Below are 25,469 nucleotides of genomic sequence, written 5' to 3'. Positions count from 1 at the left end.
CGGACGCCGTGGTGGTGGACGAGGTGACGGGCGAGGAGGGTGCCGAGGGTGCCGGTGCCGCCGGTGATGAGGGCGGTGCCGTCCGGATCGATACCCCGGGGAAGCCGCGGCGTCACCGCGGCCCGGGCCAGCCGTGGCGCGACGGCCCTGCCCTCCCGCAGCGCCAGCCGCGGCTCGTCCGACGTGACCGCCGTGCGCAGCGCGGCCAGCGACTCGGCCGTGCCGTCGAGGTCCACGAGGACGATCCGGCCGGGGTGTTCGGTCACCGCCGAGCTCAGCAGACCCCATGCCGCCGCCTGGGCCGGATCCGGGGCCGCGTCCTCGGTCACGGCCACCGCGTTCCAGGTCACCGCCACCAGCCGGGCGGCACCGAGCCGTTCGTCGGTGAGCCATGCCCGCAGCAACTCCAGCGCCTGCTGGGCACTCTCGTGCGCCGCGTCGGCGTCGACGGAGTCGCCCGTTCCCGCGGATGTCCCGACCGCGGCGACGACGACATCGGGGACCTCGGCCCCCGCCTGCACCGCGGCCCTGAACTCGGCCGGACCGGCGTGGACCTCGGCACCGGGCAGACCGGCCAGCGGCCCTGACCCCAGCACGGCCCAGCGCGCCGCCGACTCGTCTCCGGCAAGACCGACCGGCGCCCAGGAGGGCACCAGGAGCGCGCCCGCCGCGCCGTCCGGTGCCGTGACCGCTTCGGCGGGCCGTACGACCAGGGACTCCACCGTGGCCACAGGCCGGCCGGCGGCGTCCGCGAAGAGCAGCGCGAGGGTGTCCGGGCCGGTCGGGGTCAGTCGTACGCGCAGGACGGAAGCTCCGGTCGCGTGCAGGGACACCCCGCGCCAGGCGAAGGGCAGCCTGCCCCGCTGTTCCTGGGCGAACTCGCCCGGGACGAACGCCGACGCGTGCAGGGCGGCGTCCGCGAGCGCCGGATGGAGGCCGAACTCACCGACGTCCTGGGCGACTTCGTCGGGCAGCCCGACCTCGGCATACACCTCCTCGCCGCGCCGCCACACCGCGCGCAGCCCTTGGAACGCCGGCCCGTAGTGCACTCCGGCCGCCGCGAAGTCCGCGTAGCAGCCGTCGATGTCCAGCTCCTCGGCCCCCGTGGGCGGCCAGGCCGTCAGCTGCTCCTCGGGGGTGCCTCCGGCCGTGGTGAGGGTGCCGCCGGCGTGCCGAGTCCATACGTCCTCGGGCGCGTCCTCGGCCTGTGTGTACAGAGCGAACCCGGTCTCGCCCGACGCGTCCGGGGCGTCCAGGGCGAGCTGGACGCGCAGGCCGCCCTGGCGCGGCAGGGCGAGGGGCAGCTCCAGCGTGAGGTCCGCGATCTGGTCGAGACCGGCGTGTCCGCCCGCCCACAGGGCGAGTTCGGCCACGGCGGTGCCCGGCAGCAGGACCGTGTCCCCGATCGTGTGGTCCGCCAGCCACGGCAGGCTGTCCACGGACAACCGGCCCGTGAACAGCCGGCCACCCCCCGCCGCGGGCACCAACGTGGCCCCCAGCAGCGGATGTTCGGCGGGCACCAGGCCCGCCGCGCCCAGGTCGCCGGCCCCGGGCAAGGTCCGCAGCCAGTACCGGGTGCCCTGGAAGGCGTACGTCGGCAGCGGTACCCGCCGCGCCGGAGGGCCGCCGAGGAACGCGGCCCAGTCCACCGGCGCACCGGCCGTGTGCGCCTGGGCCAGCATGGCCGTCAGCGTTCGCACCTCCGGGCGGCTTCGCCGCAGCGCCGGGGCGACGACGGCGGTGGTGCCCGTGGCGGCCAGGGTCTCCTCGGTCATCGACGTGAGCGCGGCATCGGCCCCGAGTTCGAGGAAGACGGTGACGCCCTCGGCGTCGAGGGCGCGCACCACGTCATGGAAACGGACCGGCTCGCGCGCCTGCCGCGCCCAGTACGCCGGGTCCGCCCAGTCGGCGGCCCCCAGCAGGCTGCCCGTCACGCTGGAGACGACGGGGATGCGCGGCGGCTCGAACGAGAGCCGTCCGGCGACCTCGCCCAGCGCCTCGACGACGGGCTCCATCAGCGGGGAGTGGAAGGCGTGGCTCACCGGCAGCCGCCGGGTCCTGCGCCCCAGCTCCGTGAAGTGCGCGGCGATCCGGGTCACGACGTCCTCGTCGCCCGACACCACCACGGAACCGGGCCCGTTGACGGCCGCGACACCGGCCACCGACTCGTGCCCGGCGAGCAGCGGCAGCACCTCGTCAGAGGTCGCCGCCACCGAGATCATCGCCCCGCCCTCGGGCAGCTCCTGCATCAACCGGCCCCGCGCGGCGACCAGTTCGCAGGCGTCTGCCAGCGACAGCATGCCCGAGACATGCGCGGCGGTCAGCTCGCCGACCGAGTGCCCGGACAGCAGCCGGGGCCGTACCCCCCACTCCTCCAGCAGCCGGAAGAGCGCCACCCCGAGGGCGAACGTGGCCGACTGGGTGTACAGCGTCCGGTCCAGCAGCCCCGCCTCGGCGCTGCCCGCTTCGGCCAGCAGCAGGGGCAGCAGCGGCCGGTCGAGGCGGGTGTCCAGCTCCGCGCAGACCTCGTCCAGAGCTTGGGCGTACACCGGGAACGTCTCGTACAGTTCCCGGCCCATGCCGGGCCGCTGGGCCCCCTGGCCGGTGAACAGGAAGGCGCTGCGCACCTCGTCGGCGACACCGCTCACGAGGGAGGCGGGACGTTCCCCGCGCGCCAGCCGGGCCAGCCCGTCCAGCAGTTCTTCGCGGTCCTCGGCGAGCAGCACCGCGCGGTGCTCGAAGGCGGTACGGGTGGTCGCCAGGGCGGCCGCCAGCTCGCCGAGCGGCAGCTCGGGGTGGTCCAGCAGATGCGTGCGCAGCCGCTCCGCCTGCGCCGGCAGGGCGGCGGAGGTGGCCGCCGACAGCAGCACGGGCGTCACGGGGGGCCGGCCCTGGCCGCCTCCCACCGCCTCGTCCGCCTCGTCCGCCGGGAGATCGGCCGCGGCCGGTTCCTCCAGGATGATGTGCGCGTTCGTGCCGCTGATGCCGAACGAGGACACCCCGGCCCGCCGGGGCCGCTCGCCGCGCGGCCACGCCCGGTTCTCGGTCAGCAGCTCCACCGCGCCCGCCGACCAGTCCACCTCGGGCGTCGGCCGGTCGACGTGCAGGGTCCTGGGCAACTGCTGGTGCCGTAGCGCCATGACCATCTTGATGACCCCGGCGGCGCCCGCGGCGGCCTGGGTGTGACCGAGGTTGGACTTGACGGAGCCCAGCCGCAGCGGGCTGCCCTCCAGCCGCTCCTGGCCGTAGGTGGCGAGCAGGGCCTGGGCCTCGATGGGGTCGCCGAGGCGGGTGCCGGTGCCGTGCGCCTCGACCACGTCGACGTCCGCGAAGCCCAGCCGGGCCGAGGCCAGCGCCTGCTGGATGACCCGCTCCTGCGAGGGGCCGTTGGGGGAGGTGAGGCCGTTGGACGCGCCGTCCTGGTTGACCGCGCTGCCGCGGACGATCGCCAGCACCTGGTGGCCGGCGCGGCGGGCGTCGGAGAGCCGCTCCACCACGAGCAACGCCGAGCCCTCGCCCCAGCCGACGCCGTCGGCCGCGGCGGCGAACGACTTGCACCGGCCGTCACGGGCGAGGCCACGCTGACGGGAGTTCTCCACGAAGGTGGCCGGGGTGGACATGACCGTCGCACCGCCCGCCAGCGCCAGATCGCAGTTCCCCTCACGCAGCGCCTGCACCGCGAGATGCAGCGCCACCAGCGACGACGAGCAGGCGGTGTCGAGCGTGACCGCCGGGCCCTCAAGACCGAGGAAGTACGAGATCCGGCCCGACGCCACACTCGCGGCCATGCCGGTGCTCAGATAGCCCTCCACCTCGTCGGGCAGGACACCCGGACCGGAGGCGTAGTCGTGGTACATCAGGCCCGTGAAGACGCCGGTCCGGGAACCGGCCAGGGACCGCGGGTCCACCCCGGTGTTCTCCAGCGCCTCCCAGGCGGTCTCCAGCAGCAGCCGCTGCTGCGGATCCATAGCCAGCGCCTCGCGCGGGGAGACCCCGAAGAACTCCGCGTCGAACTCGGCGGCGCCGCGCAGGAATCCGCCCTCGGTGGCATAGGTGGTGCCCGGGTGGTCGGGATCGGGGTCGTAGAGCTCACCGAGCGGCCAGTCGCGGTCCGACGGCATCCCGGTGACGGCGTCCTCGCCGCGCAGCACGAGGTCCCACAGCTCGTCGGGCGAACCGACGCCTCCGGGCAGCCGGCAGGCCATGCCGACGATCGCCACCGGCTCGGTGTCCCCGGCCTCAAGTGTCTTGATGCGCCGATGGGCCTGCCGCAGATCGGCTGCCAACTTCTTGAGGTAATCAACCAGCTGCGCTTCGTTCGTCACCCGAGAACCCCACCTGAGAGATTGGCATACCGCGCCCTTCAAGGGCGAAGGTACGAACCTCGCACCCCTAACGGCGTCCCCATAGCCACCCCAGAAGTCGCAGGCAGACGTATATGGCGGTGTAGGGGTTGGCGATAGGGGTTTGCCCTGCCTAGCCTCGGCGTGAATTCCCGTGCCGTGACGAGGACAGGAGTGTATCCCCGCAATGAGTGTTTCTGAGGAGAAAGCCGCGGAATCGGCGGAGCAGCAATTCGTAAAGCCGTCGGCGCCGGAAAGGATGCGGGACCTCGACTTTCTGCTCGGTGATTTCCGCGCGGAGTGGACGAACTTCACCGCCGATCCGGCCCAGAAGGGCACGGCGGCCTGGAACACCGTGTCGACCTTCGGCGGTCACGCGTACGAGATGACTCAGCTGGTACCGGAACACGACCTCACCGGCCGCTTCGTCGTCCAGTGGGTCGAGCGGGACAAGTCGTTCTCCGGCTATTACTTTGACGACTGGGGAAACCGCACCCTGCTGACCACGGAGGGATGGCAGGACGGCTATCTCGTCTTCACCGGCGAATGCATGGGTTTCGGTCACTGGTTCATGCTCAAGGAGCGGTACGAGATCATCGACGAGAACCACTACCTGAAATGCGGCTTCATCAAGTTCGAAGCCGACAGCGAGTGGATCCCCGCGGACGAGGTCCACTGCTACCGGGTCTGACCCCGCCAGGAAATCGATGCTCGGGTTCATGACTCCCGGGAAAGGTGAACCAACCATGACCCAGCTGTCCGAGGCGGTACGCGCGGGTGCGTCGCCGCAGGAGTTGGAGCGGGCGGAACTGCCCCGGGAGTACACCGCCGCCTATATCCAGTCCGCGGACTCCCGGATGTTCGACGGGGTCGCGGACAAGGACGTCCGCAAGTCGCTGCGGGTCGGCGAGGTGCCCATGCCCGAACTGGCGCCGGACGAGGTGCTGGTCGCCGTCATGGCGAGTGCCGTGAACTACAACACCGTCTGGTCGGCGATGTTCGAGCCGATTCCCACGTTCCGCTTCCTGAAGCAGTTCGCGGCACAGGGCGGTTGGGCCGAGCGGCACGATCTGCCGCACCATGTGATCGGTTCCGACGGGGCGGGCGTGATCGTGCGCGCCGGCTCCGGCGTACGGCGCTGGAGCGTCGGCGACCATGTGGTGATGAGCTGCGTCCAGCCGGACGACCAGGAACCCGCCACCCACCACGACGGCATGCTCGGCGCCGACCAGCGCATCTGGGGCTTCGAGACCAACTTCGGCGGCCTGGCTCACTACGCCGTCGTCAGGGCGAGCCAGCTGATCCCCAAGCCCGCGCATCTCACCTGGGAGGAGGCCGCCTGCAACCCGCTGTGCGCCGGGACGGCGTACCGGATGCTGGTCGGCGACCGGGGGGCCCGGTTCAAGCAGGGTGACGTCGTGCTGATCTGGGGGGCGGCCGGCGGGCTTGGCGCCTACGCGGTGCAGTTCGTCAAGAACGGCGGCGGTATCCCGGTCGGCGTCGTCAGCTCGCCCGCGAAGGCCGACGCGGCCCGTCGGCTCGGCTGCGACGTGGTCATCAACCGGCAGGACATCGGTCTTGACGACCGCACCGCCGACGACCCGCGCCGGGTCATCGAGGTGGGCAAGAAGCTCGGCAGTGCCATCCGGGAACAGGTGGGGGAGGACCCGCACGTGGTCTTCGAGCACGTGGGCCGCGCCACCTTCGGGGTCTCGGTCTTCGTCGTCCGGCGTGGCGGCACGGTGGTGACCTGCGGCTCCAGCACCGGCTATCAACACGGCTACGACAACCGGTACTTGTGGATGAAGCTCAAGCGGATCATCGGCAGCCACGCCGCCAACCTCCAGGAGCAGTGGGAGACCAACCGGCTCATCTCCCTGGGCCGGATCATGCCGACGCTGTCCGAGGTCTATCCGCTGGAGGAGATCGGCGAGGCCGCCCGCTCGGTCCAGACGAACCGGCACCTCGGCAAGGTGGGCGTGCTCTGCCTGGCCTCCGGCCCCGGACAGGGCGTCACCGACCCCGAACTGCGGGCACGGATCGGCGAGGACCGCCTCAACCCGCTCCGCGGTCTCGCCATGGCCTGACCGTCCCCTCGCCCGGGCCGCCGTCCGGTGGCACCGCTTCTGACGTCCGTTGAAATCCGCCCAGGAGAACCGCTGCCCGCGCAGGCGGCGGAGAGCCCGCCGGGCGGTGCCCGGCCCAGAGGAGAAGTGATGACCACCGCGACGACGACCTCCCCCACCTCCCCCACCTCCGCACCCGCCGAGGCGGCCAGGGCGATCCAGCGCGTAGGCGTGGTCGGCTGCGGGGTGATGGGCGCGGGCCTGGCCGAAGTGTGCGCCCGCGCGGGCCGTGACGTATTGCTCGTCTCCTCGGGGGAGGCCGGCCTGGCCCGGGGCCGTGACCGGCTGGAGCGCTCTCTCGCCCGCGCGGCCGACAAGGGCAAGATCACCGACGCCGAGCGGGAGCGGACGCTCGCGCACGTCTCGTACACCACCGACCTCGCCGCGTTCCACGACCGGCAACTGGTGCTGGAGGCGGCTCCCGAGCACGAGCCCACGAAGCTGCGGATCTTCGCGGCCCTGGACAAGGTCGTCGAGGACCCGGAGGCGATCCTCGCCTCCAATACCTCCGCCCTGTCCGTCATGCGGCTGGCCCGTGCCACCGACCGTCCGGGCCAGGTCCTGGGACTGCACTTCTTCAACCCTGCCCCGGTGCTGCCACTGGTCGAGGTGATCAGTTCCCTGCTGACGGAGGACCGCTGCCGGCAGATCGCCACGGAGTTCGTCACCGGGACCCTCGGCAAACAGGCCATCCAGGCCGGCGACCGCTCGGGCTTCGTGGTCAACGCCCTGCTGATCCCCTATCTCGTGTCCGCGATCCGGATGCTGGAAGCCGGCTACGCCAGCGCGCGGGACATAGACCAGGCCATGACCATGGGCTGCTCCCACCCCATGGGGCCGCTGGCACTGGCCGATCTCATCGGGCTCGACACCGTCGCGGCCATCGCCACCGCCCTGTACGAGGAGTTCAAGGAGCCCACCCACGCCGTACCGCCGCTGCTCTCCCGCATGGTGGACGGCGGCCTGCTCGGCCGGAAGTCGGGGCAGGGCTTCTACGCCTACTGACCTCTCTTACGCCCTGTCCTACGGTGAGCGCCAAGGTAAGAATCTGACTAGAGCATTGCCAAGTCATGGGGGAAGGGTCGGTGGGCAAAGCCCCCATTAGCAGACAACCCGCCCGGGTTCTTGTACAGACGCGCACCTTCACTCTCATGTGTGACAGCGCGCACCCCTCAGGTAAAGACCTCATCAAATAGTTTGTGATACCGTTCACGAGAACCCCGGGAACAGTCGACGGGCCGTCGCGAAGCGGGCCGCCGGAGCGAGGCGGCGCGCGGTCTCACGCCCCTCTGCCCGGGGATACGCTCGTCCATGACGACACCCTGCCCCCCTTGAACGCGGAGTTGCCGCCATGCAGTCCAACGACGCACGAACGCTCATGCACTGTGCCCTGCCCACCGCAGCTGCGGGTGTGGCGGGAGCCGCGGTGAGTGCCGCCGTCGCCGGTGGCAAGGGGGCACTCGGTGCCGCCCTCGGTGCGCTTCTCGTCCTGCTGTTCATGAGCAGTGGGCTGACGGTGCTGCTGCGTACCGCGCGCCAGTTCCCCCACCTCTTTCAGTCGATGGGGCTCTTGCTCTACACGACGCAGATCCTTCTGCTCATGATCGTGCTGATCGCCTTCAGGGGGACGTCGGTGTTCAATCCGAAATGCTTCGCCTTCACGTTGCTCGCGGCCACTCTGGTGTGGATCGCCGCTCAGGTGCTCTCGCACATGAAGGCCAAGATTCCCTACGTCGAGCCGGACTCCGCTCGGGCGTCGTCGTGACCTGTAGGGCCGGTGTAAAGAGGCTTCCGCTCATTTGCTATGGTCTCGCCACAACTGCGGCAGAGCTGGCGTGGGCGGCAGCCGTGCCTGTGACACCTCACGGCTCGGAGCCCAGTCGCCGCCCCCAAATCCGCAAGTCCAGTCCAGTGCCGTCCCGCGGTCGCAGGCCGCGCCGACACATCGAGGTTGCCGTACCCATGCGCCACTCTGAAGGAGCTCGCGGTGAGTAATGCCAAGACGCTCGCCTTCGAGACCGACTGTCATATTTTCGACGGGTGCGGTTTCCCGACCCCCGGCCTGCACTCGTTCCTCTTCGAGCCGATGTTCACCGTCGGCGGCATCGACTTCAACAAGCCGATGCTGCTGTCGCTGGTGAGCACGCTCGTCGTCATCGGATTCTTCTGGGCCGCTTTCAACAAGCCGAAGCTGATCCCGGGCAAGCTCCAGATGATCGGTGAGGCGGGCTACGACTTCGTACGTCGTGGCGTCGTCTACGAGACGATCGGCAAGCGCGAGGGCGAGAAGTACGTCCCGCTGATGGTCTCGCTCTTCTTCTTCATCTGGATCATGAACCTCTGGTCGATCATCCCGGTCGCCCAGTTCCCCGCCACCGCGGTCATCGCCTTCCCCGCCGGTCTCGCCGCCATCGTCTACATCCTGTGGATGAGCCTGACCTTCAAGCGGCACGGCTTCATCGGCGGCTGGAAGAACATCACCGGCTACGACCCGTCGCTCGGCCCGGTGTTCCCGATGGTCATGTTCTTCGAGTTCCTGTCGAACGTGTTCATCCGGCCCTTCACCCACGCCGTCCGGCTCTTTGCCAACATGTTCGCCGGGCACGTCCTGATCCTGATCTTCACCATCGGAACCTGGTACCTGCTCAACGGCATCGGCATCGCGTACTCCGCGGTCTCGTTCCTGATGGTGATCGTGATGACGGTATTCGAGCTGTTCATCCAGGCCCTTCAGGCCTACGTCTTCATCCTCCTGTCCTGTAGCTACATCCAGGGCGCGCTCGCCGAGCACCACTGAGCACCCGCACCACCACCCCCTGAACTTCCGGTGGCCAACCCCCACCGGCCTGTGTAAAGAGAAGGAAGTTACGGCATGTCCGCTCTCGACACCCTCGCCGCGGTCGAAATCAAGGGCAACCTCGCTGCCATCGGCTACGGCCTCGCGGCCATCGGCCCCGGCGTCGGCGTTGGCATCATCTTCGGTAACGGCACCCAGGCGCTCGCCCGCCAGCCCGAGGCCGCCGGCCTGATCCGTCAGAACCAGATCCTGGGCTTCGTGCTCTGTGAGGCGCTCGCCCTGATCGGTCTGGTCATGGGCTTCGTCTACCCGTCCTGACCGTCTCGTCCGACGAGAGAATTCCACGGAAGGAACTGATGTGACTTCGCCCTTGCTGCAAATCGCGGCGGAGGAAGCCCAGAATCCTCTGATCCCGGAGATCCCCGAGCTCGTCATCGGTCTGATCGCCTTCGCGATTGTCTTCTTCGTCCTGGGCAAGAAGCTCCTTCCGAACATCAACAAGGTTCTGGAAGAGCGCCGCGAGGCCATCGAGGGCGGGATCGAGAAGGCCGAGGAGGCTCGCACCGAGGCCCAGAGCGTCCTGGAGCAGTACAAGGCCCAGCTCGCCGAGGCCCGGCACGACGCCGCGCGTCTGCGCCAGGAGGCGCAGGAGCAGGGCGCCACGCTCATCGCCGAGATGCGCGCGGAAGGCCAGCGGCAGCGCGAGGAGATCGTCGCCGCCGGTCACGCCCAGATCGAGGCCGACCGCAAGGCCGCCGCGTCCGCGCTGCGCCAGGACGTCGGCAAGCTCGCCACCGAACTGGCCGGCAAGCTCGTCGGCGAGTCCCTGGAGGACCACGCCCGGCAGAGCCGTGTCATCGACCGCTTCCTCGAGGACCTCGAGGAGAAGGCCGAGGCCGCGCGATGAACGGAGCGAGCCGCGAGGCCCTGGCAGCCGCACGTGAGCGTCTCGACGCGCTGACGGACTCCACGTCCGTCGACGCGGCCAAGCTCGCCGACGAGCTGGCCGCCGTCACCGCGCTGCTCGACCGCGAGGTGTCGCTGCGTCGGGTCCTGACCGACCCGGCGCAGGCCGGAGAGGCGAAGGCCGAGCTGGCCCAGCGCCTGCTCAGCGGCCAGGTCGGCGGCGAGGCCGCTGACCTGCTGGCCGGCATGGTGCGCTCCCGCTGGTCGCAGTCCCGCGACCTGGTGGACGCGCTGGAGGAGCTGGCGGTCACCGCCGACCTCACCGCCGCGCAGAAGGCGGGCACGCTCGACGAGGTCGAGGACGAGCTGTTCCGGTTCGGCCGGATCGTCTCCTCGAGCACCGAGCTGCGTGCCGCGCTGACCAACCGCGCCGCCACCGTCTCGGCCAAGGGCGAGCTGCTGCGCGGCCTGCTCGGCGGCCGGGCCAAGGCGACCACCGAGCGTCTGGTCACGCGTCTTGTGACCGCGCCGCGTGGACGTAGCCTGGAGTCGGGACTGGAGTCCCTGTCCAAGCTCGCCGCCGACCGTCGGGACCGCATGGTGGCCGTGGTCACCTCGGCGGTGCCGCTGAGCGACCGGCAGAAGCAGCGCCTGGGTGCCGCCCTCGCGAAGCTCTACGGCCGCCCGATGCACCTCAACCTCGACGTGGACCCCGAGGTCGTCGGCGGAATCCGGGTGCAGGTCGGTGACGAGGTCATCAACGGCTCCCTCGCGGACCGCATCGAGGACGCCGGCCGCCGACTGGCGAGCTGACCAGCAACTTCATAGGCAGTACGTACTTACGACGGCCCTGGTTGGGCCGTGCAGAAGGATCCTGGGGGTCGCCCCCAGACCCCCAAAGTGAAACTTCGGGCCCAACAAGGAGAGCAGGGAACCCAGATGGCGGAGCTCACGATCCGGCCGGAGGAGATCCGGGACGCGCTGGAGAACTTCGTCCAGTCGTACAAGCCGGACGCGGCCTCGCGCGAGGAGGTCGGTACGGTCACCCTTGCCGGCGACGGCATCGCGAAGGTCGAGGGCCTGCCCTCGGCCATGGCCAACGAACTGCTGAAGTTCGAGGACGGCACCCTCGGCCTCGCCCTCAACCTCGAGGAGCGCGAGATCGGTGCCATCGTCCTCGGTGAGTTCAGCGGCATCGAGGAGGGTCAGCCGGTCTCCCGTACCGGTGAGGTCCTCTCCGTGGCCGTCGGCGAGGGCTACCTCGGCCGCGTCGTCGACCCGCTCGGCAACCCGATCGACGGCCTCGGCGAGATCGAGACGTCCGGCCGCCGCGCCCTTGAGTTGCAGGCCCCCACGGTCATGCAGCGCAAGTCGGTGCACGAGCCGATGGAGACCGGCTACAAGGCCGTCGACGCGATGACCCCGATCGGCCGTGGCCAGCGTCAGCTGATCATCGGTGACCGCCAGACCGGCAAGACTGCGCTGTGCGTCGACACGATCATCAACCAGCGCGACAACTGGCGCACCGGCGACCCGAGCAAGCAGGTCCGCTGCATCTACGTCGCCATCGGCCAGAAGGGCTCGACGATCGCGTCGGTCCGCCGCGCGCTGGAGGAGAACGGCGCGCTGGAGTACACGACCATCGTCGCCGCCCCGGCGTCCGACCCGGCCGGCTTCAAGTACCTGGCGCCGTACACCGGTTCGGCCATCGGCCAGCAGTGGATGTACGAGGGCAAGCACGTCCTCATCATCTTCGACGACCTGTCGAAGCAGGCCGACGCCTACCGCGCCGTGTCCCTGCTGCTGCGCCGCCCGCCGGGCCGTGAGGCCTACCCGGGTGACGTCTTCTACCTGCACTCCCGTCTGCTGGAGCGCTGCGCGAAGCTCTCCGACGACATGGGTGCCGGCTCGATGACCGGTCTGCCGATCGTCGAGACCAAGGCCAACGACGTCTCGGCGTTCATCCCGACCAACGTCATCTCCATCACCGACGGCCAGTGCTTCCTGGAGTCGGACCTGTTCAACGCCGGTCAGCGCCCCGCGCTGAACGTCGGTATCTCCGTCTCCCGAGTCGGTGGTTCCGCGCAGCACAAGGCGATGCGCCAGGTCTCCGGCCGTCTCCGCGTCGACCTCGCCCAGTTCCGTGAGCTGGAGGCGTTCGCCGCCTTCGGTTCCGACCTGGACTCCGCGTCGAAGGCGCAGCTGGAGCGCGGTCAGCGCATGGTCGAGCTGCTGAAGCAGGCCCAGTACGAGCCGATGGCCACCGAGGACCAGGTCGTCTCCGTGTGGGCCGGCACCACCGGCAAGATGGACGACGTCCCGGTCGGCGACATCCGCCGCTTCGAGAAGGAGCTCCTGGAGTACCTGCACCGCAAGGAGCAGGGCCTCATGACCTCCATCAAGGAGGGCGCCAAGATGTCGGACGACACCCTGACCGCCGTCGCCGACGCCATCGCGGAGTTCAAGAAGCAGTTCGAGACCGCGGACGGCAAGCTCCTCGGCGAAGAGGCTCCGGCCGCCCCGAAGGCGACCAGCGCCTCCAAGTGACGTAAGGAAGGGACCTGACTCATGGGAGCCCAGCTCCGGGTCTACAAGCGTCGCATCCGATCCGTCACCGCGACCAAGAAGATCACGAAGGCGATGGAGATGATCGCCGCCTCGCGCGTCGTCAAGGCGCAGCGCAAGGTGGCGGCCTCCACGCCGTACGCGACCGAGCTCACCCGCGCGGTCACGGCGGTCGGCACCGGCTCGAACACCAAGCACCCGCTGACCACGCAGGCCGAGACGGTCACGCGGTCCGCGGTGCTGCTCCTCACGAGCGACCGTGGCCTTGCCGGCGCCTTCAACTCCAACGCCATCAAGGCGGCGGAGCAGCTGACCGAGCGCCTGGAGCGCGAGGGCAAGGAGGTCGACGTCTACATCGTCGGCCGCCGTGGTGTGGCGCACTACAACTTCCGTGAGCGCACGATCGCGGAGTCGTGGAGCGGCTTCACCGACGAGCCCACGTACGCGGACGCCAAGAAGGTCGCGGCGCCGCTGATCGAGGCGATCGAGACGGAGACGGCCGAGGGCGGCGTGGACGAGCTCCACATCGTCTACACCGAGTTCGTGTCGATGATGACGCAGCAGGCGCTGGACGCCCAGCTTCTGCCGCTCCGTCTCGAAGAGGTCGCGCAGGAGGCCCCGTCCAAGGGCGAGATCCTTCCGCTGTTCGACTTCGAGCCCTCGGCGGAGGACGTCCTCGACGCCCTGCTGCCGCGCTATGTGGAGAGCCGTATCTACAACGCGCTCCTCCAGTCGGCCGCTTCCAAGCACGCCGCCACGCGGCGCGCGATGAAGTCGGCCACCGACAACGCCGGAGAGCTCATCGAGACGCTGTCCCGGCTCGCGAACGCGGCCCGCCAGGCCGAAATCACCCAGGAAATCAGCGAGATCGTCGGTGGCTCCGCAGCCCTGGCCGACGCGACCGCGGGGAGTGACCGCTAATGACCACCACTGTTGAGACCGCGACGGCCACGGGCCGCGTCGCCCGGGTCATCGGCCCGGTCGTCGACGTGGAGTTCCCCGTCGACGCGATGCCGGAGATCTACAACGCCCTCCACGTCGAGGTCGCCGACCCGGCGAACGCGGGCGAGAAGAAGATCCTGACCCTGGAAGTCGCCCAGCACCTGGGTGACGGCCTGGTCCGCACCATCTCCATGCAGCCCACCGACGGTCTGGTCCGCCAGGCCGCGGTGACCGACACCGGCAAGGGCATCACTGTCCCGGTCGGCGACTTCACCAAGGGCAAGGTGTTCAACACCCTCGGTGAGGTGCTGAACGTCGACGAGACCTACGAGGGCGAGCGCTGGTCCATCCACCGCAAGGCGCCGAACTTCGACGAGCTCGAGTCGAAGACCGAGATGTTCGAGACCGGCGTCAAGTGCATCGACCTGCTCACCCCGTACGTCAAGGGTGGAAAGATCGGTCTGTTCGGCGGCGCCGGCGTCGGCAAGACGGTGCTCATCCAGGAGATGATCTACCGCGTCGCCAACAACCACGACGGTGTGTCGGTGTTCGCCGGTGTCGGTGAGCGCACCCGTGAGGGCAACGACCTCATCGACGAGATGAGCGAGTCGGGCGTCATCGACAAGACCGCGCTGGTCTTCGGTCAGATGGACGAGCCCCCGGGCACCCGTCTGCGCGTGGCCCTCGCCGGTCTGACCATGGCGGAGTACTTCCGCGATGTGCAGAAGCAGGACGTGCTGTTCTTCATCGACAACATCTTCCGCTTCACCCAGGCCGGTTCCGAGGTGTCGACCCTGCTCGGCCGTATGCCCTCCGCGGTGGGTTACCAGCCGAACCTGGCCGACGAGATGGGTCTCCTCCAGGAGCGCATCACCTCGACCCGTGGTCACTCGATCACCTCGATGCAGGCGATCTACGTCCCCGCGGACGACCTGACCGACCCGGCCCCGGCCACCACGTTCGCCCACCTCGACGCGACGACGGTGCTGTCCCGTCCGATCTCCGAGAAGGGCATCTACCCGGCGATCGACCCGCTGGACTCCACGTCCCGCATCCTGGACCCGCGCTACATCGCGGCGGACCACTACAACACCGCCATGCGTGTCAAGGGGATCCTCCAGAAGTACAAGGACCTCCAGGACATCATCGCGATCCTCGGTATCGACGAGCTCAGCGAGGAGGACAAGCTGGTCGTCCAGCGTGCCCGCCGCGTCGAGCGCTTCCTGTCCCAGAACACGCACGTCGCCAAGCAGTTCACCGGTGTGGACGGCTCGGACGTGCCGCTGGACGAGTCGATCACCGCGTTCAACGCGATCTGCGACGGCGAGTTCGACCACTTCCCGGAGCAGGCGTTCTTCATGTGCGGTGGTCTCGAGGACCTGAAGAAGAACGCGAAGGAGCTGGGCGTCTCCTGACGCACGGTGCTCTTGAGCCACTGAGCTCTTGACGGAGGGGGCGGGGGTTCGTCCCGCCCCCTCATCCACGCCTACTAGACTTGTAACCAACACCCGGCAGAACCGCCGGGTGGTGAACCGAGGAGCCACCTTGGCTGCTGAGCTGCACGTCGCGTTGGTCGCCGCCGACCGTGAGGTCTGGTCCGGCCAGGCCACCCTGGTCATCGCGCGCACCACGTCCGGCGACATCGGCGTCATGCCCGGTCACCAGCCGCTGCTCGGTGTGCTGGAGTCGGGCCCGGTGACCATCCGTACGAGTGAAGGTGGAACCGTCATCGCCGCGGTGCACGGCGGTTTCATCTCCTTCGCGGACGACAAGCTGTCGCTGCTGGCCGAGATCGCCGAGCTGTCGGACGAGATCGATGTCCAGCGCGCGGAGCGGGCACTCGAGCGCGCGAAGGGGGACGACGACGCGTCCGCCGAGCGCCGCGCGGAGGTCCGCCTGCGGGCGGCGACGGCGCGCTGACCCCCCAGGTCACCTCCCGAGCCCTTTAGGCTCTGGGGGAGCGCACGCGATGACGTCACTCAGCCGCGGCTGGGACCGGAGCAATCCGGTGCCGGTCGCGGCTGAGGCAGATATGGAAGTTTTTTCCGTTCCGTTACCTAGGAGACGAGGAGGTCGGTGTCGATGGTCCTCGCTCTGACTGTGTGCGGAATCGTCGTCGCCCTCGTGGTGCTGGGGTTGTTCGTCTTCGGCCTGCGCCGCAGACTCATCCAGCGCTCGGGCGGCACCTTCGACTGTTCGCTGCGCTGGGACGTCCCGGAGAAACCCGACACCAACGGCAAAGGCTGGTCTTACGGCGTCGCCCGCTACAACGGCGACCGCATCGAGTGGTACCGCGTCTTCTCCTACGCCTACCGCCCGCGCCGCATCCTGGAGCGCTCCGCCATCGAGGTGGCCGGCCGCCGGGTCCCCGACGGCGAGGAGGAGCTGGCGCTGCTCTCCGACGCGGTGATCCTCACCTGTCTGCACCGGGGCACGCGCCTCGAACTCGCCATGAGCGAAGACGCGCTGACCGGTTTCCTCGCGTGGCTTGAGGCAGCCCCGCCCGGTCAGCGCGTCAATGTCGCCTAGTACGTCTGTGTCGCTTGGTTCGTCTGCTGGTTGAGCCCGTTGTTGATGGCGGTCACCAGCTCACCGTTGCCGGTGTCGCCGCTGAACTCCCAGAAGAACGCGCCACCGAGGCCCTGGTTCTTGGCCCAGGTCATCTTCCCGGCGATCGTCGACGGAGTGTCGTAGGACCACCAGTTGTTGCCGCAGTAGGCGTATGCCGTGCCGGCGATGGTGCCGCTGGCCGGGCAGGAGTTCTTCAGGACCTTGTAGTCCTCGATGCCGGCCTCGTAGGTGCCGGGAGCCGCGCCGGTCGCCGAGCCGCCGGGGGCGGCCTGGGTGACGCCGGTCCAGCCGCGGCCGTAGAAGCCGATGCCGAGCAGCAGCTTCTTGGAGGGCACGCCCTTGGACTTGAGCTTGGCGATCGCGTCCGCGGAGTTGAAGCCCGCCTGCGGGATCCCGGCGTACGAGGTGAGCGGGGAGTGCGGGGCGGTCGGGCCGTCCTTGTCGAAGGCGCCGAAGTAGTCGTACGTCATCACGTTGTACCAGTCGAGGTACTGGGCGGCGCCGCCGTAGTCGGCCGCGTCGATCTTGCCGCCGGAGGAGCCGTCGGCGGTGATGGCCGCGGTGACCAGGTAGTTCGGGCCGAACTCGGTGCGCAGCGCCGACATCAGGTTCTTGAAGGCCGCAGGTCCTGAGGTGTCGCAGGTCAGGCCGCAGGCGTTCGGGTACTCCCAGTCGATGTCGATTCCGTCGAAGACGTCGGCCCAGCGCGGGTCCTCGACGACGGCCTTGCAGGACTTGGCGAAGGCGGCCGCGTTGGCGGCGGCCTGGCCGAAGCCGCCGGAGTAGGTCCAGCCCCCGAAGGAGTACAGCACCTTGATGTGCGGGTACTTGGCCTTCAGCTGGCGCAGCTGGTTGAAGTTGCCGCGCAGCGGCTGGTCCCAGGTGTCGGCGGTGCCACTGACGGACTGGTCGGCGGTGTAGGCCTTGTCGTAGGCGGCGTAGGTGTCGTCGACGGTGCACTGACCGTTCTTGACGTTGCCGAACGCGTAGTTGATGTGGGTGATCTTCGACGCCGAGCCCGACGTCACCAGGTTCTTGACGTGGTAGTTGCGGCCGTAGACGCCCCACTCGGTGAAGTAGCCGAGCTTGACCTTGTCGCCGGTGGGCGGCGGGTCGGTGGTGCCGCCGGTGGTGCGCACCGCGCGGGCGCCGCTGACCGGGCCGGTCTGGTCGGCGGTGTCACGGGCCTGGACGGTGTAGGAGTAGTCGGTGCCGGCGGTGAGGCCGGTGTCGGAGTACGACGTCGTCGTCACGGTGGCGACCTTGGCGCCGTCGCGCAGGACGTCGTAGTTCTTGATGCCCTTGTCGTCGGTGGCGGCGCTCCAGGACAGCTTCACCGAGGTGTTGGTGATGTCGGAGGCGGCGGGCGTGCCGGGGGCGGAGGGTGCCGTGTCCCCCGGGACGCTTCCGCCGTCACAGCTGCCGCCGTTCAGCTTGCAGCCCGCGGGCGAGCCGGAGCCGGCGCCGTTGAAGCCGAAGGAGACGGAGGCGCCGGGGGCGAGGGTGCCGTTCCAGGACTTGTTCCTGGCGGTCCAGTGGGTGCCGGACGATGTGACGTCGGCGTCCCAGGCGGAGGTGACGGACGTGCCGGAGGGGAAGTCCCACTCGACGGTCCAGGAGCTGAGGGAGGTGGTGCCGGTGTTCTTCACCGTCCACTTGCCCTCGAAGCCGGAGCCCCAGTCCTGGGTCTTGGCGTAGGTGGCGGTGGCGGAAGTCGCTGCCTCGGCCGGGCTCGCGAGGCCGACCAGACCGGCCAGCGGGAGCAGCAGGGTCGCGAACCCCGCCATGGCTCTGTGTCTGAAGCGCATGCTGCGCCTCCTCGGGGAGTTGGGGGCGTGACTGAGCCTTCACGCCCACGGTGCCGCGAGAATAGAAAGGTCTGGACCACAGGTCAATAGGTCTGGACCACTCTCGTATACGGCCGGGCCCCCACCCCTAGATGCCCAACTCCTGGGCCAACACGGCCGCTTGAACCCGGCTGCGCAGCTCCAGCTTCCCCAGCAGACGACTGACGTGGGTCTTCACCGTGGCCTCGGCCATGTCGAGGCGGGACGCGATGTCGGCGTTGGACAGCCCCTCGCCGAGACAGGACAGCACCTCGCGCTCGCGCCGGGTGAGCTGATCCAGAACCGTGGGGTCGGCCTTCGGCTCGCGTACGGGCTTGGCGGCGAACTCGGCGATGAGCCGCCGTGTGACGGCCGGTGCGATCAGGCCCTCCCCGCGGGCCACCGTCCGCACGGCCGCCAGCAGATCCTTCGCGTCCGTGTTCTTCAGCAGGAAGCCGGACGCGCCCGCGCGCAGTGCGCCGAAGACGTACTCGTCGAGGTCGAAGGTGGTGAGCACGAGGACATCGGCCAGTTGCTCGGCCACGACCTGTCGCGTGGCCGACACCCCGTCAAGACGCGGCATCTGTACGTCCATCAGCACCAGGTCCGGCCGCAGCTCCCGGGCCAGCGCCACCGCCTGCTCGCCGTCAGCCGCCTCGCCGACCACCTCGATGTCGGGCGCGCTGCGCAGGATGAGGACGAGCCCGGCACGGACGGCGGACTGGTCCTCGGCGACGAGGACGCGGATCATGCGGGGTCTCCTTCGACGATGGGGAGTGTGGCGCGTACGGCCCAGATCTTGCCGTCCGCCGAGTCCTCGGGCTCGGCCCGAAGCGTGCCGCCGAGCAGGGTGGCCCGCTCCCGCATCCCGACCAGGCCGGCACCGGAGCCCGGCGCGCGCGGCGCATCACTGTCGCCCCCGTACGGGCTGGTCACGGCGATGGTCAGCGAGCCGTCCCGCTGCCGCAGGGCGACGGTGACCCGGCCGGGGCCGGCATGCTTCAAGGCGTTGGTGAGGGACTCCTGGACGATCCGGTACGCGGCCAGCTCCACCGGCGCGGGGAGGTTGCCGGCGTGATCGGCGTCGAGGGTGACGTCGAGGCCGTTGGTGCGGGCGGTGCCGACGAGGGCGCCGAGACCGTCGAGGGTGGGGGTTGCGGCGGGCTCGGTGTCACCGTTGCCGTCGCGCAGGATGCCGATGAGCCGGCGCATCTCGGCGAGCCCTTCGACGCTGTTCTCGCGGATGACCGACAGGGCCTCCTGGGAGGTCTTCGGGTCGGCGATGGAGAGCGCGGCCGTGGAGTGGATGGCGATGGCGGAGAGGTGGTTGGCGACCATGTCGTGCAACTCGCGTGCCATGCGGGCGCGCTCCGCCGTCACGGCCTGGGCGCGGTCCATCTCGGCCAGGAGTGCGGTCTGCTCGGCGCGCAGGCGGGCGGCGTCGGCGGCGTCGCGGTGGTTGCGCACGATCCAGCCGCTGGCCGCGGGCGTGAACGCCACCAGGCCCACGACCACGCCGACCAGCAGCGCCTCAGGTGTGCGCCAGACGGCGAGGGGCAACACCGTGCAGACGACGGTCATCAGACCGCTGATCCACAGGACACGGCGGGCGGGGGCGGGCGGGCTGTACAGGACGGCCGCGTAGACCAGGTCCGTGAACATCACGAGGGTGACCAGGTTGCCCTGGGTGATGGTGTCCACGGTCAGCGCGGCGACGCCGATCAGCAGACCGGTGCGGGGATGGGTGCGCCGCAGCAGCTCGCAGCAGGAGATGACGGCGAGCGGCAGCAGGATGGGCCAGCGTCCGTCCCACAGGACGAGCGGTTCGCTGCGTGGCCGGGTGGCGAGACCCACTCCCCAGAGCAGCAGTCCGCCGAGCAGTCCGGCCAGCGCGGCGCACAAGTCGTAGCGGTGCGGGCGGGGCAGTCGTACGGCCATGTCCTCCATCCAACACGGGCCGGGCGCTCGGCGCCTGGTTCCGCGGAAGGGTCCTGGACTGCATCTTTCGATGTACCGCGAGTTCGTCACCGCCGACGACGAAAGCGGCCGGTCCCGACGGGAGCCTGGAACGGTGACCGAAGGGAGCATGAAGTGATCGTCGCCCTCATCATCGCCTGCGAGGTCGGCTTCTGGGTGCTGCTGGCGCTGGGCCTCGCCGTCCGCTACCTGCTGAAGTGGCGCCGCACGAGCGTGGTGCTGCTGCTGTGCGAGCCGTTGCTGGAGCTGGTCCTGTTCGTCGCGACGGCGATCGACCTGAAGAACGGCGCCGAGCCGGGCTGGGAGCACGGCCTGGCCGCGCTCTACATCGGCTTCACCGTGGCCTACGGCCACTACACGATCCGCTGGCTGGACGGCCACGCCGCGCACCGCCTGGCCGGTGCCCCGCGCCCGCCCAAGCCTCCGCAGTACGGCATGGCACGGGCCCGGCACGAGGGCCGGCTGTGGCTGCGGACACTGCTCGCGGCGGCGGTGGCGCTCGCCCTGCTCCAGGGGGCGATCTGGTACGTCGGGGACGGTGACACGTCGTCGCTGCGGTCGTTCCAATGGGTGGCGCTGCGGGCCGCCGGCATCCATGGCCTGGTCGCGCTGACCTACCTGATCTGGCCGAGGCAGCCGAAGGGTGGCTCTGAGGCCACCGACAGCCTTGTCACGTCGAAGGAACGGGTCTTGTAGACCGTGGTCCTCTGCGGGCCCTTCGTGGCTGGTCGCGCCCGCGCGGCGGTAGCCGCAGATTCAACACAGCCCCGCGCCCCTTCGGGGGCGCGGCCGCGCCGACTTCGGCCGGGCGGCTCAGCGCTCGCCGCCCGGCACCCACAGCACGTCCCCGACCTCCTTGTTCGCCGTCCGCGCCAGAATGAACAGCAGGTCGGACAGGCGGTTCAGGTACGTCGCCGTCAGCGGGTTCATCGTCTCGCCGTGGACCTCGAGCGCCGCCCACGTCGAGCGCTCGGCCCGGCGTACGACCGTGCAGGCCTGGTGCAGCAGGGCCGCGCCCGCGGTGCCGCCCGGGAGGATGAAGGAGCGCAGCTTCTCCAGTCCCTCGAGGAAGTGGTCGCAGTCCGCCTCCAGCTTGTCGATGTAGGACTGCTCGACCCTGAGCGGCGGGAACTGCGGGCTCTCCACCACCGGCGTCGACAGGTCCGCACCCACGTCGAACAGGTCGTTCTGCGCCCGGGTGAGGACCTTGACGACCTCCTCGTCGAGCCCGCCCAGCGCGATGGCCGTGCCGATCACCGCGTTCGCCTCGTTGGCGTCGGCGTACGCCGAGATCCGCAGATCGGTCTTGGCGACCCGGCTCATGTCGCCGAGGGCGGTGGTGCCCTGGTCGCCGGTCCTGGTGTAGATGCGCGTCAGATTGACCATATGGCCAGCGTAGTTACGCCCCGGCCGTTCGGAACACGCGTGTGCCGACCGTCACGGCCAGCGCCGCGAAGGCGACGGCCACCAAAGCGCCGTACAGCATGTGTGCCGTCGTGTACGAGCCGACGTACGCGTCTCGCACCGCGTCCACCAGATAGCGGAACGGGGTGAAGTGGGACAGGACATCCAGCCACCGCGGCCCCAGCGTCATCGGCAGCATCAGGCCCGACAGCAGCATCATCGGCATCGTCATGGCGTTGACCGCCGGGCCGAACTCCGCCGGGCTGTCGACCTTCATCGCGAGCGCGTACGACAACGAGGCCAGCGACACCGTCAGCAGCGCGACGAACGCGAAGCCGATCAGCACACCGGGCAGGGGAGCCCGCAGTCCCATCACGAGTGCCGCCAGCACCAGCAGCACGGCCTGGAAGACGAACACCGTGGCGTCCCGCAGGACGCGCCCCAGCAGCAGGGCGAGGCGGCTGACGGGTGTCACGCGCATGCGCTCCACCACCCCCTGGCCCTTCTCGATGATGACGGCGAAGCCGGCGAACGACGCCCCGAACAGGCCTAGTTGGAGCAGCAGACCGGGGACGAGCACCTGCCATGAACTCCCCCTCCCGCCGAGCGGCAGATCCGTCAGCAGTGGACCGAAGAACAGCAGATACAGCAGCGGCATCAGCACGCCGAAGAGCAGCGCGAACCGGGAGCGAAGGGACTGGCGGAGGTACCGGCCGTAGATGAGGGCGGTGTCGTGCAGCAGCATCTTCGTGGGATTCCTATACGGCTACGGGGGTGGCGTCGGCCGGCGTGACGCTGCGGCCGGTGATGGCGAGGAAGGTGTCCTGGAGGGTCGCGTCGATCGAGCCGCCGTACTCCAGCTTCAGCGCGCTCGGCGTGCCCGTCGCCACGACCACGCCCTTGTCGACGACTACCAGGCGGTCGGAGAGGGCGTCGGCCTCGTCGAGGTAGTGGGTGGTCAGGAACACCGTCGTGCCGTGCTCGTCGCGCAGGTGCCGGATCAGGTCCCACAGGTCGGCCCGGCTGCCGGGGTCGAGGCCGGTCGTCGGCTCGTCGAGGAACAGGACCTTCGGGCGATGCGTGAGCGCCATCGCGATGTCGAGGCGGCGCCGCTGCCCGCCGGAGAGGGCGCCCGCCTTGTGGTCGAGGAGGTCGGTCAGTCCCAGGTCGCGGGCCAGTTCCTCGGCGCGCTCGGCCGCCTGCGCCTTCGTCAGGCGGTACAGGCGGCCCTGGGTGACCAGCTCCTCCCGCATGGTGATCTGGGGATCGACGCCGCCCGACTGTGCCACGTATCCGCACGCCCGGCGCACCCCGGCGGGGTCGGTCGCGAGGTCGTGGCCGGCCACGGTGGCCGCGCCTCCGGTGGGCGCCAGCAGGGTCGTCAGCATCCGCAGGGTCGTCGTCTTGCCGGCCCCGTTCGGGCCCAGGAAGCCGAGGATCTCACCCTCGCGGACGGTCAGGTCGATGCCGCGCACGGCCTCCACGGGGCCGAGCCTGGTCTGGAAGGTACGGGCCAGTCCGGCCGTACTGATGATGGGCATGACCCCAGAAAAACAGAGTCCCTTAAATTTTGCAATGACCCCAAAGTTTAAGAGAGTCCACGGAAGCTAGGATGGGTCCATGGCGGAAGGGCTCAGGGAGCGGAAGAAGCGCGAGACGAGGCAGCGGATCTCGGACATCGCCACCGGGCTGTTCCTGGAGCACGGTTTCGTGACCGTGACGATCGCGGACGTGGCAGAGGCCGCCGACGTCTCCGTGAACACCGTCTACAACTACTTCCCGGCGAAGGAGGACCTCTTCTTCGACCGCTCCGCCGGCGTCGTCGACCAGCTCTCCCGCTGGGTGCGCGGCCGGGAGGCGGGGGAGTCGGCCGCCCGGGCCGTGCTGCGCGAGCTGCGCGCCGAGGTCGAGGCCGTCTCGCCCCGGTTGGGACTCATGGAGGGCTACGACCGGTTCATGCGCTGCATCCACGAGGCGCCGCCCCTGCGCTCGCGGCTGTGGAGCCTTCAGCAGGAGATCCACGACCACCTGGAGTCGACCCTGCGTGAAGAGGCCGGCGCGGAGCCCGGTGACCCGTTGCCGGGGCTGATCGCCGGTCAGATCGCCTGGATCCACCAGACGGTGTTCGTCCACATCGGGCGGGAGATGGTCGCCGGGCGCAAACCGGGCAAAGTGTCACGCGAGATGCTCGTACTTCTCGACGACATCGAGGAGCTGTTGAGCGAGAAGGTGCTCAACTACGCCGTCCGAGGCGTGGAATGACCCGTGCCGGTGTGATGTCCGTCAGATGAGACGTGACTCGCGTTACTAACCGGTCACACAGTCCCTCACGAGCGCTAAGGTCCGCCGAAGAGCAACCTAAACAGGGTGTAAGGCGTTTCAAAGGGGAGTCGCAACAGTGGCACGGAAGCTTGCCGTCATCGGCGCCGGCTTGATGGGTTCCGGGATCGCCCAGGTCTCCGCTCAGGCGGGGTGGGACGTCGTCCTCAGGGACGTCACCGACGAGGCTCTCAAGCGTGGCACCGACGGCATCAAGGCGTCGTACGACAAGTTCGTCAGCAAGGGCAAGCTGGAGGCGCACGACGCCGACGCCGCCCTCGCCCGGATCACCGCGACCACCGACCTGGACGCCGCCGCCGACGCGGACGTCGTCATCGAGGCCGTCTTCGAGAAGCTCGAGGTCAAGCACGAGATCTTCCGCGCGCTCGACAAGATCGTGCGGGACGACACCGTGCTCGCCTCCAACACCTCCGCGATCCCGATCACCAAGATCGCGGCGGCGACCGAGCGCCCCGAGCGGGTCGTCGGCGTCCACTTCTTCTCGCCGGTGCCGATGATGCAGCTCGTCGAGCTGGTCCGCGGCTACAAGACGAGCGACGAAACCCTCGCCACCGCACGGGAGTTCGCCGAGTCCGTCGGCAAGACCTGCATCGTCGTCAACCGGGACGTCGCCGGCTTCGTCACCACCCGGCTGATCTCGGCCCTCGTCGTCGAGGCCACCAAGCTGTACGAGTCGGGCGTCGCCACCGCCGAGGACATCGACCTCGCCTGCAAGCTGGGCTTCGGCCACGCCATGGGCCCGCTCGCCACCGCGGACCTCACCGGCGTCGACATCCTGCTGCACGCCACCAGCAACATCTACACCGAGTCCCAGGACGAGAAGTTCGCCCCGCCGGAGCTGATGCGCCGGATGGTGGACGCGGGTGACATCGGCCGCAAGAGCGGGCAAGGCTTTTACAGCTACTGAGGTTTCGTAGACCACCGCACAGCCCCCGCGCCCATCACGCGATGGGGTGAATTCGGTATCGGTTCGCTTACAGACGGCAACCTCTGACCGCTGAACGCAGTCAGAGGTTGCATCACCGGCCACAGCGAAGACTCATAGCAATCACAGGCACAGGAACAAGCACAGGCACGCATCGCGGAGCACCGACGCACGCTTGGGGAGCGCATATGCACATCAGGGGCGACCACGCCGAACTGGTCGTCGGGGGCGTCCTCGACGTCCGCAGCGCGGCGGACGCCCGTACTGTCCTGCACTCGGCCATCGACGACGGAGTCGGCGATCTGGTGCTCGACCTGTCCGAGCTGGACTCCTGGGACGCCACCGGACTCGGGGTGATCATGGGGGCCCACCGGCGGGCCGGCCGCTGCGGCCGGCGCCTGGTGCTGCGCGGCGTACCGCCGCAGATGCAGCGCCTGCTGGTGGCCACCCGGCTGCACCGGATCCTGGCGATCGAGGGCGGTATCGGGGTGGAGTCCCTGCCTCGGGTGTGACCCCCGGCACGGGTGGGGCGGGACAGTCGGGCGTTCCGGTTGCGAAGCGCACGTCACGCACAATCCTCACGAGACTGTGACGTCTCGGACGGCGCGGTACCCCGACCTGTCGTAGATACTGTGCAAAGGTTTAAGGTTCGGCTGCCCGCCGCCTAGACAAACCCCTTCGAGCGGGCCCGGACCAGAAGCGACAGCGCGGTGTGCAGCAAGGCCGGGAGGGGCTTGGCTTGGGCAC

General features: G+C 69.5%; 24 protein-coding genes. 17 read left to right on the top strand and 7 right to left on the bottom strand.

Annotated features, from left to right (window positions below; all coding sequences use genetic code 11):
• Window positions 1-4,325, bottom strand: a 4,325-nt coding sequence (locus KUM44_RS45965; RefSeq protein WP_308402775.1) for a beta-ketoacyl synthase N-terminal-like domain-containing protein, incomplete at its 3' end; no start/stop codon positions are given.
• A gap of 205 nt (window positions 4,326-4,530) precedes the next feature.
• Between KUM44_RS45965 and KUM44_RS31405 the strand changes: the two genes are divergently transcribed.
• The 13 genes from KUM44_RS31405 (at window position 4,531) to KUM44_RS31345 (ending at window position 16,208) form a co-directional block, all read left to right on the top strand.
• Window positions 4,531-5,034, top strand: coding sequence for a hypothetical protein (locus tag KUM44_RS31405; RefSeq protein WP_217213159.1), 504 nt, complete (start codon window positions 4,531-4,533; stop codon window positions 5,032-5,034).
• A gap of 55 nt (window positions 5,035-5,089) precedes the next feature.
• On the top strand, window positions 5,090-6,430 hold the full coding sequence (gene ccrA, locus KUM44_RS31400) for a crotonyl-CoA carboxylase/reductase (RefSeq protein ID WP_217213158.1): 1,341 nt from the start codon (window positions 5,090-5,092) through the stop codon (window positions 6,428-6,430).
• Between the two features lie 129 nt (window positions 6,431-6,559).
• On the top strand, window positions 6,560-7,474 hold the full coding sequence (locus tag KUM44_RS31395) for a 3-hydroxybutyryl-CoA dehydrogenase (RefSeq protein WP_217213157.1): 915 nt from the start codon (window positions 6,560-6,562) through the stop codon (window positions 7,472-7,474).
• 346 nt (window positions 7,475-7,820) lie between these two features.
• A complete protein-coding gene (locus KUM44_RS31390) occupies window positions 7,821-8,234 on the top strand; it encodes a hypothetical protein (RefSeq protein ID WP_217213156.1) in 414 nt (137 codons plus the stop codon).
• 222 nt (window positions 8,235-8,456) lie between these two features.
• Complete coding sequence (gene atpB / locus KUM44_RS31385) at window positions 8,457-9,266, top strand: F0F1 ATP synthase subunit A (RefSeq protein ID WP_217213155.1); 810 nt, start codon at window positions 8,457-8,459, stop codon at window positions 9,264-9,266.
• A 75-nt stretch (window positions 9,267-9,341) separates the two neighbouring features.
• Entirely contained in the window at window positions 9,342-9,584 is a 243-nt protein-coding gene (locus tag KUM44_RS31380) for an ATP synthase subunit C (RefSeq protein ID WP_054220475.1), read from the top strand.
• A gap of 40 nt (window positions 9,585-9,624) precedes the next feature.
• Window positions 9,625-10,173, top strand: coding sequence for a F0F1 ATP synthase subunit B (locus KUM44_RS31375; RefSeq protein WP_217213154.1), 549 nt, complete (start codon window positions 9,625-9,627; stop codon window positions 10,171-10,173).
• Window positions 10,170-10,985 carry a F0F1 ATP synthase subunit delta gene (locus tag KUM44_RS31370; RefSeq protein WP_217213153.1) on the top strand — a complete coding sequence of 272 codons (816 nt, stop codon included), beginning with the start codon at window positions 10,170-10,172 and terminating at the stop codon, window positions 10,983-10,985. The genes KUM44_RS31375 and KUM44_RS31370 overlap by 4 nt, the downstream gene beginning before the upstream one ends.
• A gap of 126 nt (window positions 10,986-11,111) precedes the next feature.
• The gene (gene atpA / locus KUM44_RS31365; RefSeq protein ID WP_217213152.1) at window positions 11,112-12,719 is read left to right on the top strand and encodes a F0F1 ATP synthase subunit alpha; all 1,608 of its coding nucleotides are present in this window, start codon (window positions 11,112-11,114) and stop codon (window positions 12,717-12,719) included.
• A gap of 21 nt (window positions 12,720-12,740) precedes the next feature.
• A complete protein-coding gene (locus KUM44_RS31360; RefSeq protein ID WP_217213151.1) occupies window positions 12,741-13,658 on the top strand; it encodes a F0F1 ATP synthase subunit gamma in 918 nt (305 codons plus the stop codon).
• On the top strand, window positions 13,658-15,094 hold the full coding sequence (atpD, locus tag KUM44_RS31355; RefSeq protein ID WP_217213150.1) for a F0F1 ATP synthase subunit beta: 1,437 nt from the start codon (window positions 13,658-13,660) through the stop codon (window positions 15,092-15,094). The genes KUM44_RS31360 and atpD overlap by 1 nt, the downstream gene beginning before the upstream one ends.
• A gap of 130 nt (window positions 15,095-15,224) precedes the next feature.
• Entirely contained in the window at window positions 15,225-15,599 is a 375-nt protein-coding gene (locus tag KUM44_RS31350; RefSeq protein ID WP_217213149.1) for a F0F1 ATP synthase subunit epsilon, read from the top strand.
• A 162-nt stretch (window positions 15,600-15,761) separates the two neighbouring features.
• Entirely contained in the window at window positions 15,762-16,208 is a 447-nt protein-coding gene (locus tag KUM44_RS31345) for a DUF2550 domain-containing protein (protein WP_062717680.1), read from the top strand.
• On the opposite strand, the gene KUM44_RS31340 is transcribed toward KUM44_RS31345, so the two are convergent.
• The 3 genes from KUM44_RS31340 to KUM44_RS31330 all read right to left on the bottom strand — a co-directional run bounded on the left by KUM44_RS31340 (window position 16,205) and on the right by KUM44_RS31330 (window position 20,014).
• On the bottom strand, window positions 16,205-18,058 hold the full coding sequence (locus tag KUM44_RS31340; protein WP_217213148.1) for a glycoside hydrolase family 18 chitinase: 1,854 nt from the start codon (window positions 18,056-18,058) through the stop codon (window positions 16,205-16,207). The two genes, KUM44_RS31345 and KUM44_RS31340, sit on opposite strands and share 4 nt — an antisense overlap.
• Window positions 18,059-18,185: 127 nt before the next feature.
• Window positions 18,186-18,827: a response regulator transcription factor gene (locus KUM44_RS31335; RefSeq protein WP_217213147.1), complete on the bottom strand. Its 642-nt coding sequence runs from the start codon at window positions 18,825-18,827 to the stop codon at window positions 18,186-18,188.
• Entirely contained in the window at window positions 18,824-20,014 is a 1,191-nt protein-coding gene (locus KUM44_RS31330) for a sensor histidine kinase (RefSeq protein WP_217213146.1), read from the bottom strand. The genes KUM44_RS31335 and KUM44_RS31330 overlap by 4 nt, the downstream gene beginning before the upstream one ends.
• A 153-nt stretch (window positions 20,015-20,167) precedes the next feature.
• Between KUM44_RS31330 and KUM44_RS31325 the strand changes: the two genes are divergently transcribed.
• On the top strand, window positions 20,168-20,749 hold the full coding sequence (locus KUM44_RS31325; RefSeq protein ID WP_217213145.1) for a hypothetical protein: 582 nt from the start codon (window positions 20,168-20,170) through the stop codon (window positions 20,747-20,749).
• Between the two features lie 117 nt (window positions 20,750-20,866).
• Here KUM44_RS31325 and KUM44_RS31320 read toward each other — a convergent pair whose 3' ends face one another.
• Genes KUM44_RS31320 through KUM44_RS31310 form a run of 3 tightly spaced genes read right to left on the bottom strand, consistent with a single transcriptional unit; the run spans window position 20,867 to window position 22,998 of the window.
• Window positions 20,867-21,439: a cob(I)yrinic acid a,c-diamide adenosyltransferase gene (locus KUM44_RS31320; protein ID WP_217213144.1), complete on the bottom strand. Its 573-nt coding sequence runs from the start codon at window positions 21,437-21,439 to the stop codon at window positions 20,867-20,869.
• Window positions 21,440-21,452: 13 nt separating this feature from the next.
• Window positions 21,453-22,202, bottom strand: coding sequence for an ABC transporter permease (locus tag KUM44_RS31315; protein WP_217213143.1), 750 nt, complete (start codon window positions 22,200-22,202; stop codon window positions 21,453-21,455).
• A gap of 13 nt (window positions 22,203-22,215) precedes the next feature.
• Complete coding sequence (locus KUM44_RS31310; protein ID WP_217213142.1) at window positions 22,216-22,998, bottom strand: ABC transporter ATP-binding protein; 783 nt, start codon at window positions 22,996-22,998, stop codon at window positions 22,216-22,218.
• Window positions 22,999-23,077: 79 nt separating this feature from the next.
• Between KUM44_RS31310 and KUM44_RS31305 the strand changes: the two genes are divergently transcribed.
• The 3 genes from KUM44_RS31305 to KUM44_RS31295 all read left to right on the top strand — a co-directional run bounded on the left by KUM44_RS31305 (window position 23,078) and on the right by KUM44_RS31295 (window position 25,234).
• Entirely contained in the window at window positions 23,078-23,719 is a 642-nt protein-coding gene (locus tag KUM44_RS31305; RefSeq protein WP_217213141.1) for a TetR/AcrR family transcriptional regulator, read from the top strand.
• A gap of 136 nt (window positions 23,720-23,855) precedes the next feature.
• On the top strand, window positions 23,856-24,704 hold the full coding sequence (locus KUM44_RS31300) for a 3-hydroxyacyl-CoA dehydrogenase family protein (RefSeq protein WP_217213140.1): 849 nt from the start codon (window positions 23,856-23,858) through the stop codon (window positions 24,702-24,704).
• Between the two features lie 206 nt (window positions 24,705-24,910).
• Window positions 24,911-25,234 (top strand): STAS domain-containing protein, encoded by a 324-nt coding sequence (locus KUM44_RS31295; RefSeq protein WP_217213139.1) that lies wholly within the window; start codon window positions 24,911-24,913, stop codon window positions 25,232-25,234.
• Window positions 25,235-25,469 lie beyond the last annotated feature (235 nt).

It is taken from the genome of Streptomyces sp. AC550_RSS872 (genome assembly GCF_019049285.1).
GTDB lineage: Bacteria > Actinomycetota > Actinomycetes > Streptomycetales > Streptomycetaceae > Streptomyces.
The sequence above is the reverse complement of the archived record's forward strand: the minus strand, read 5'-3'. Positions and strand labels throughout refer to the sequence as shown.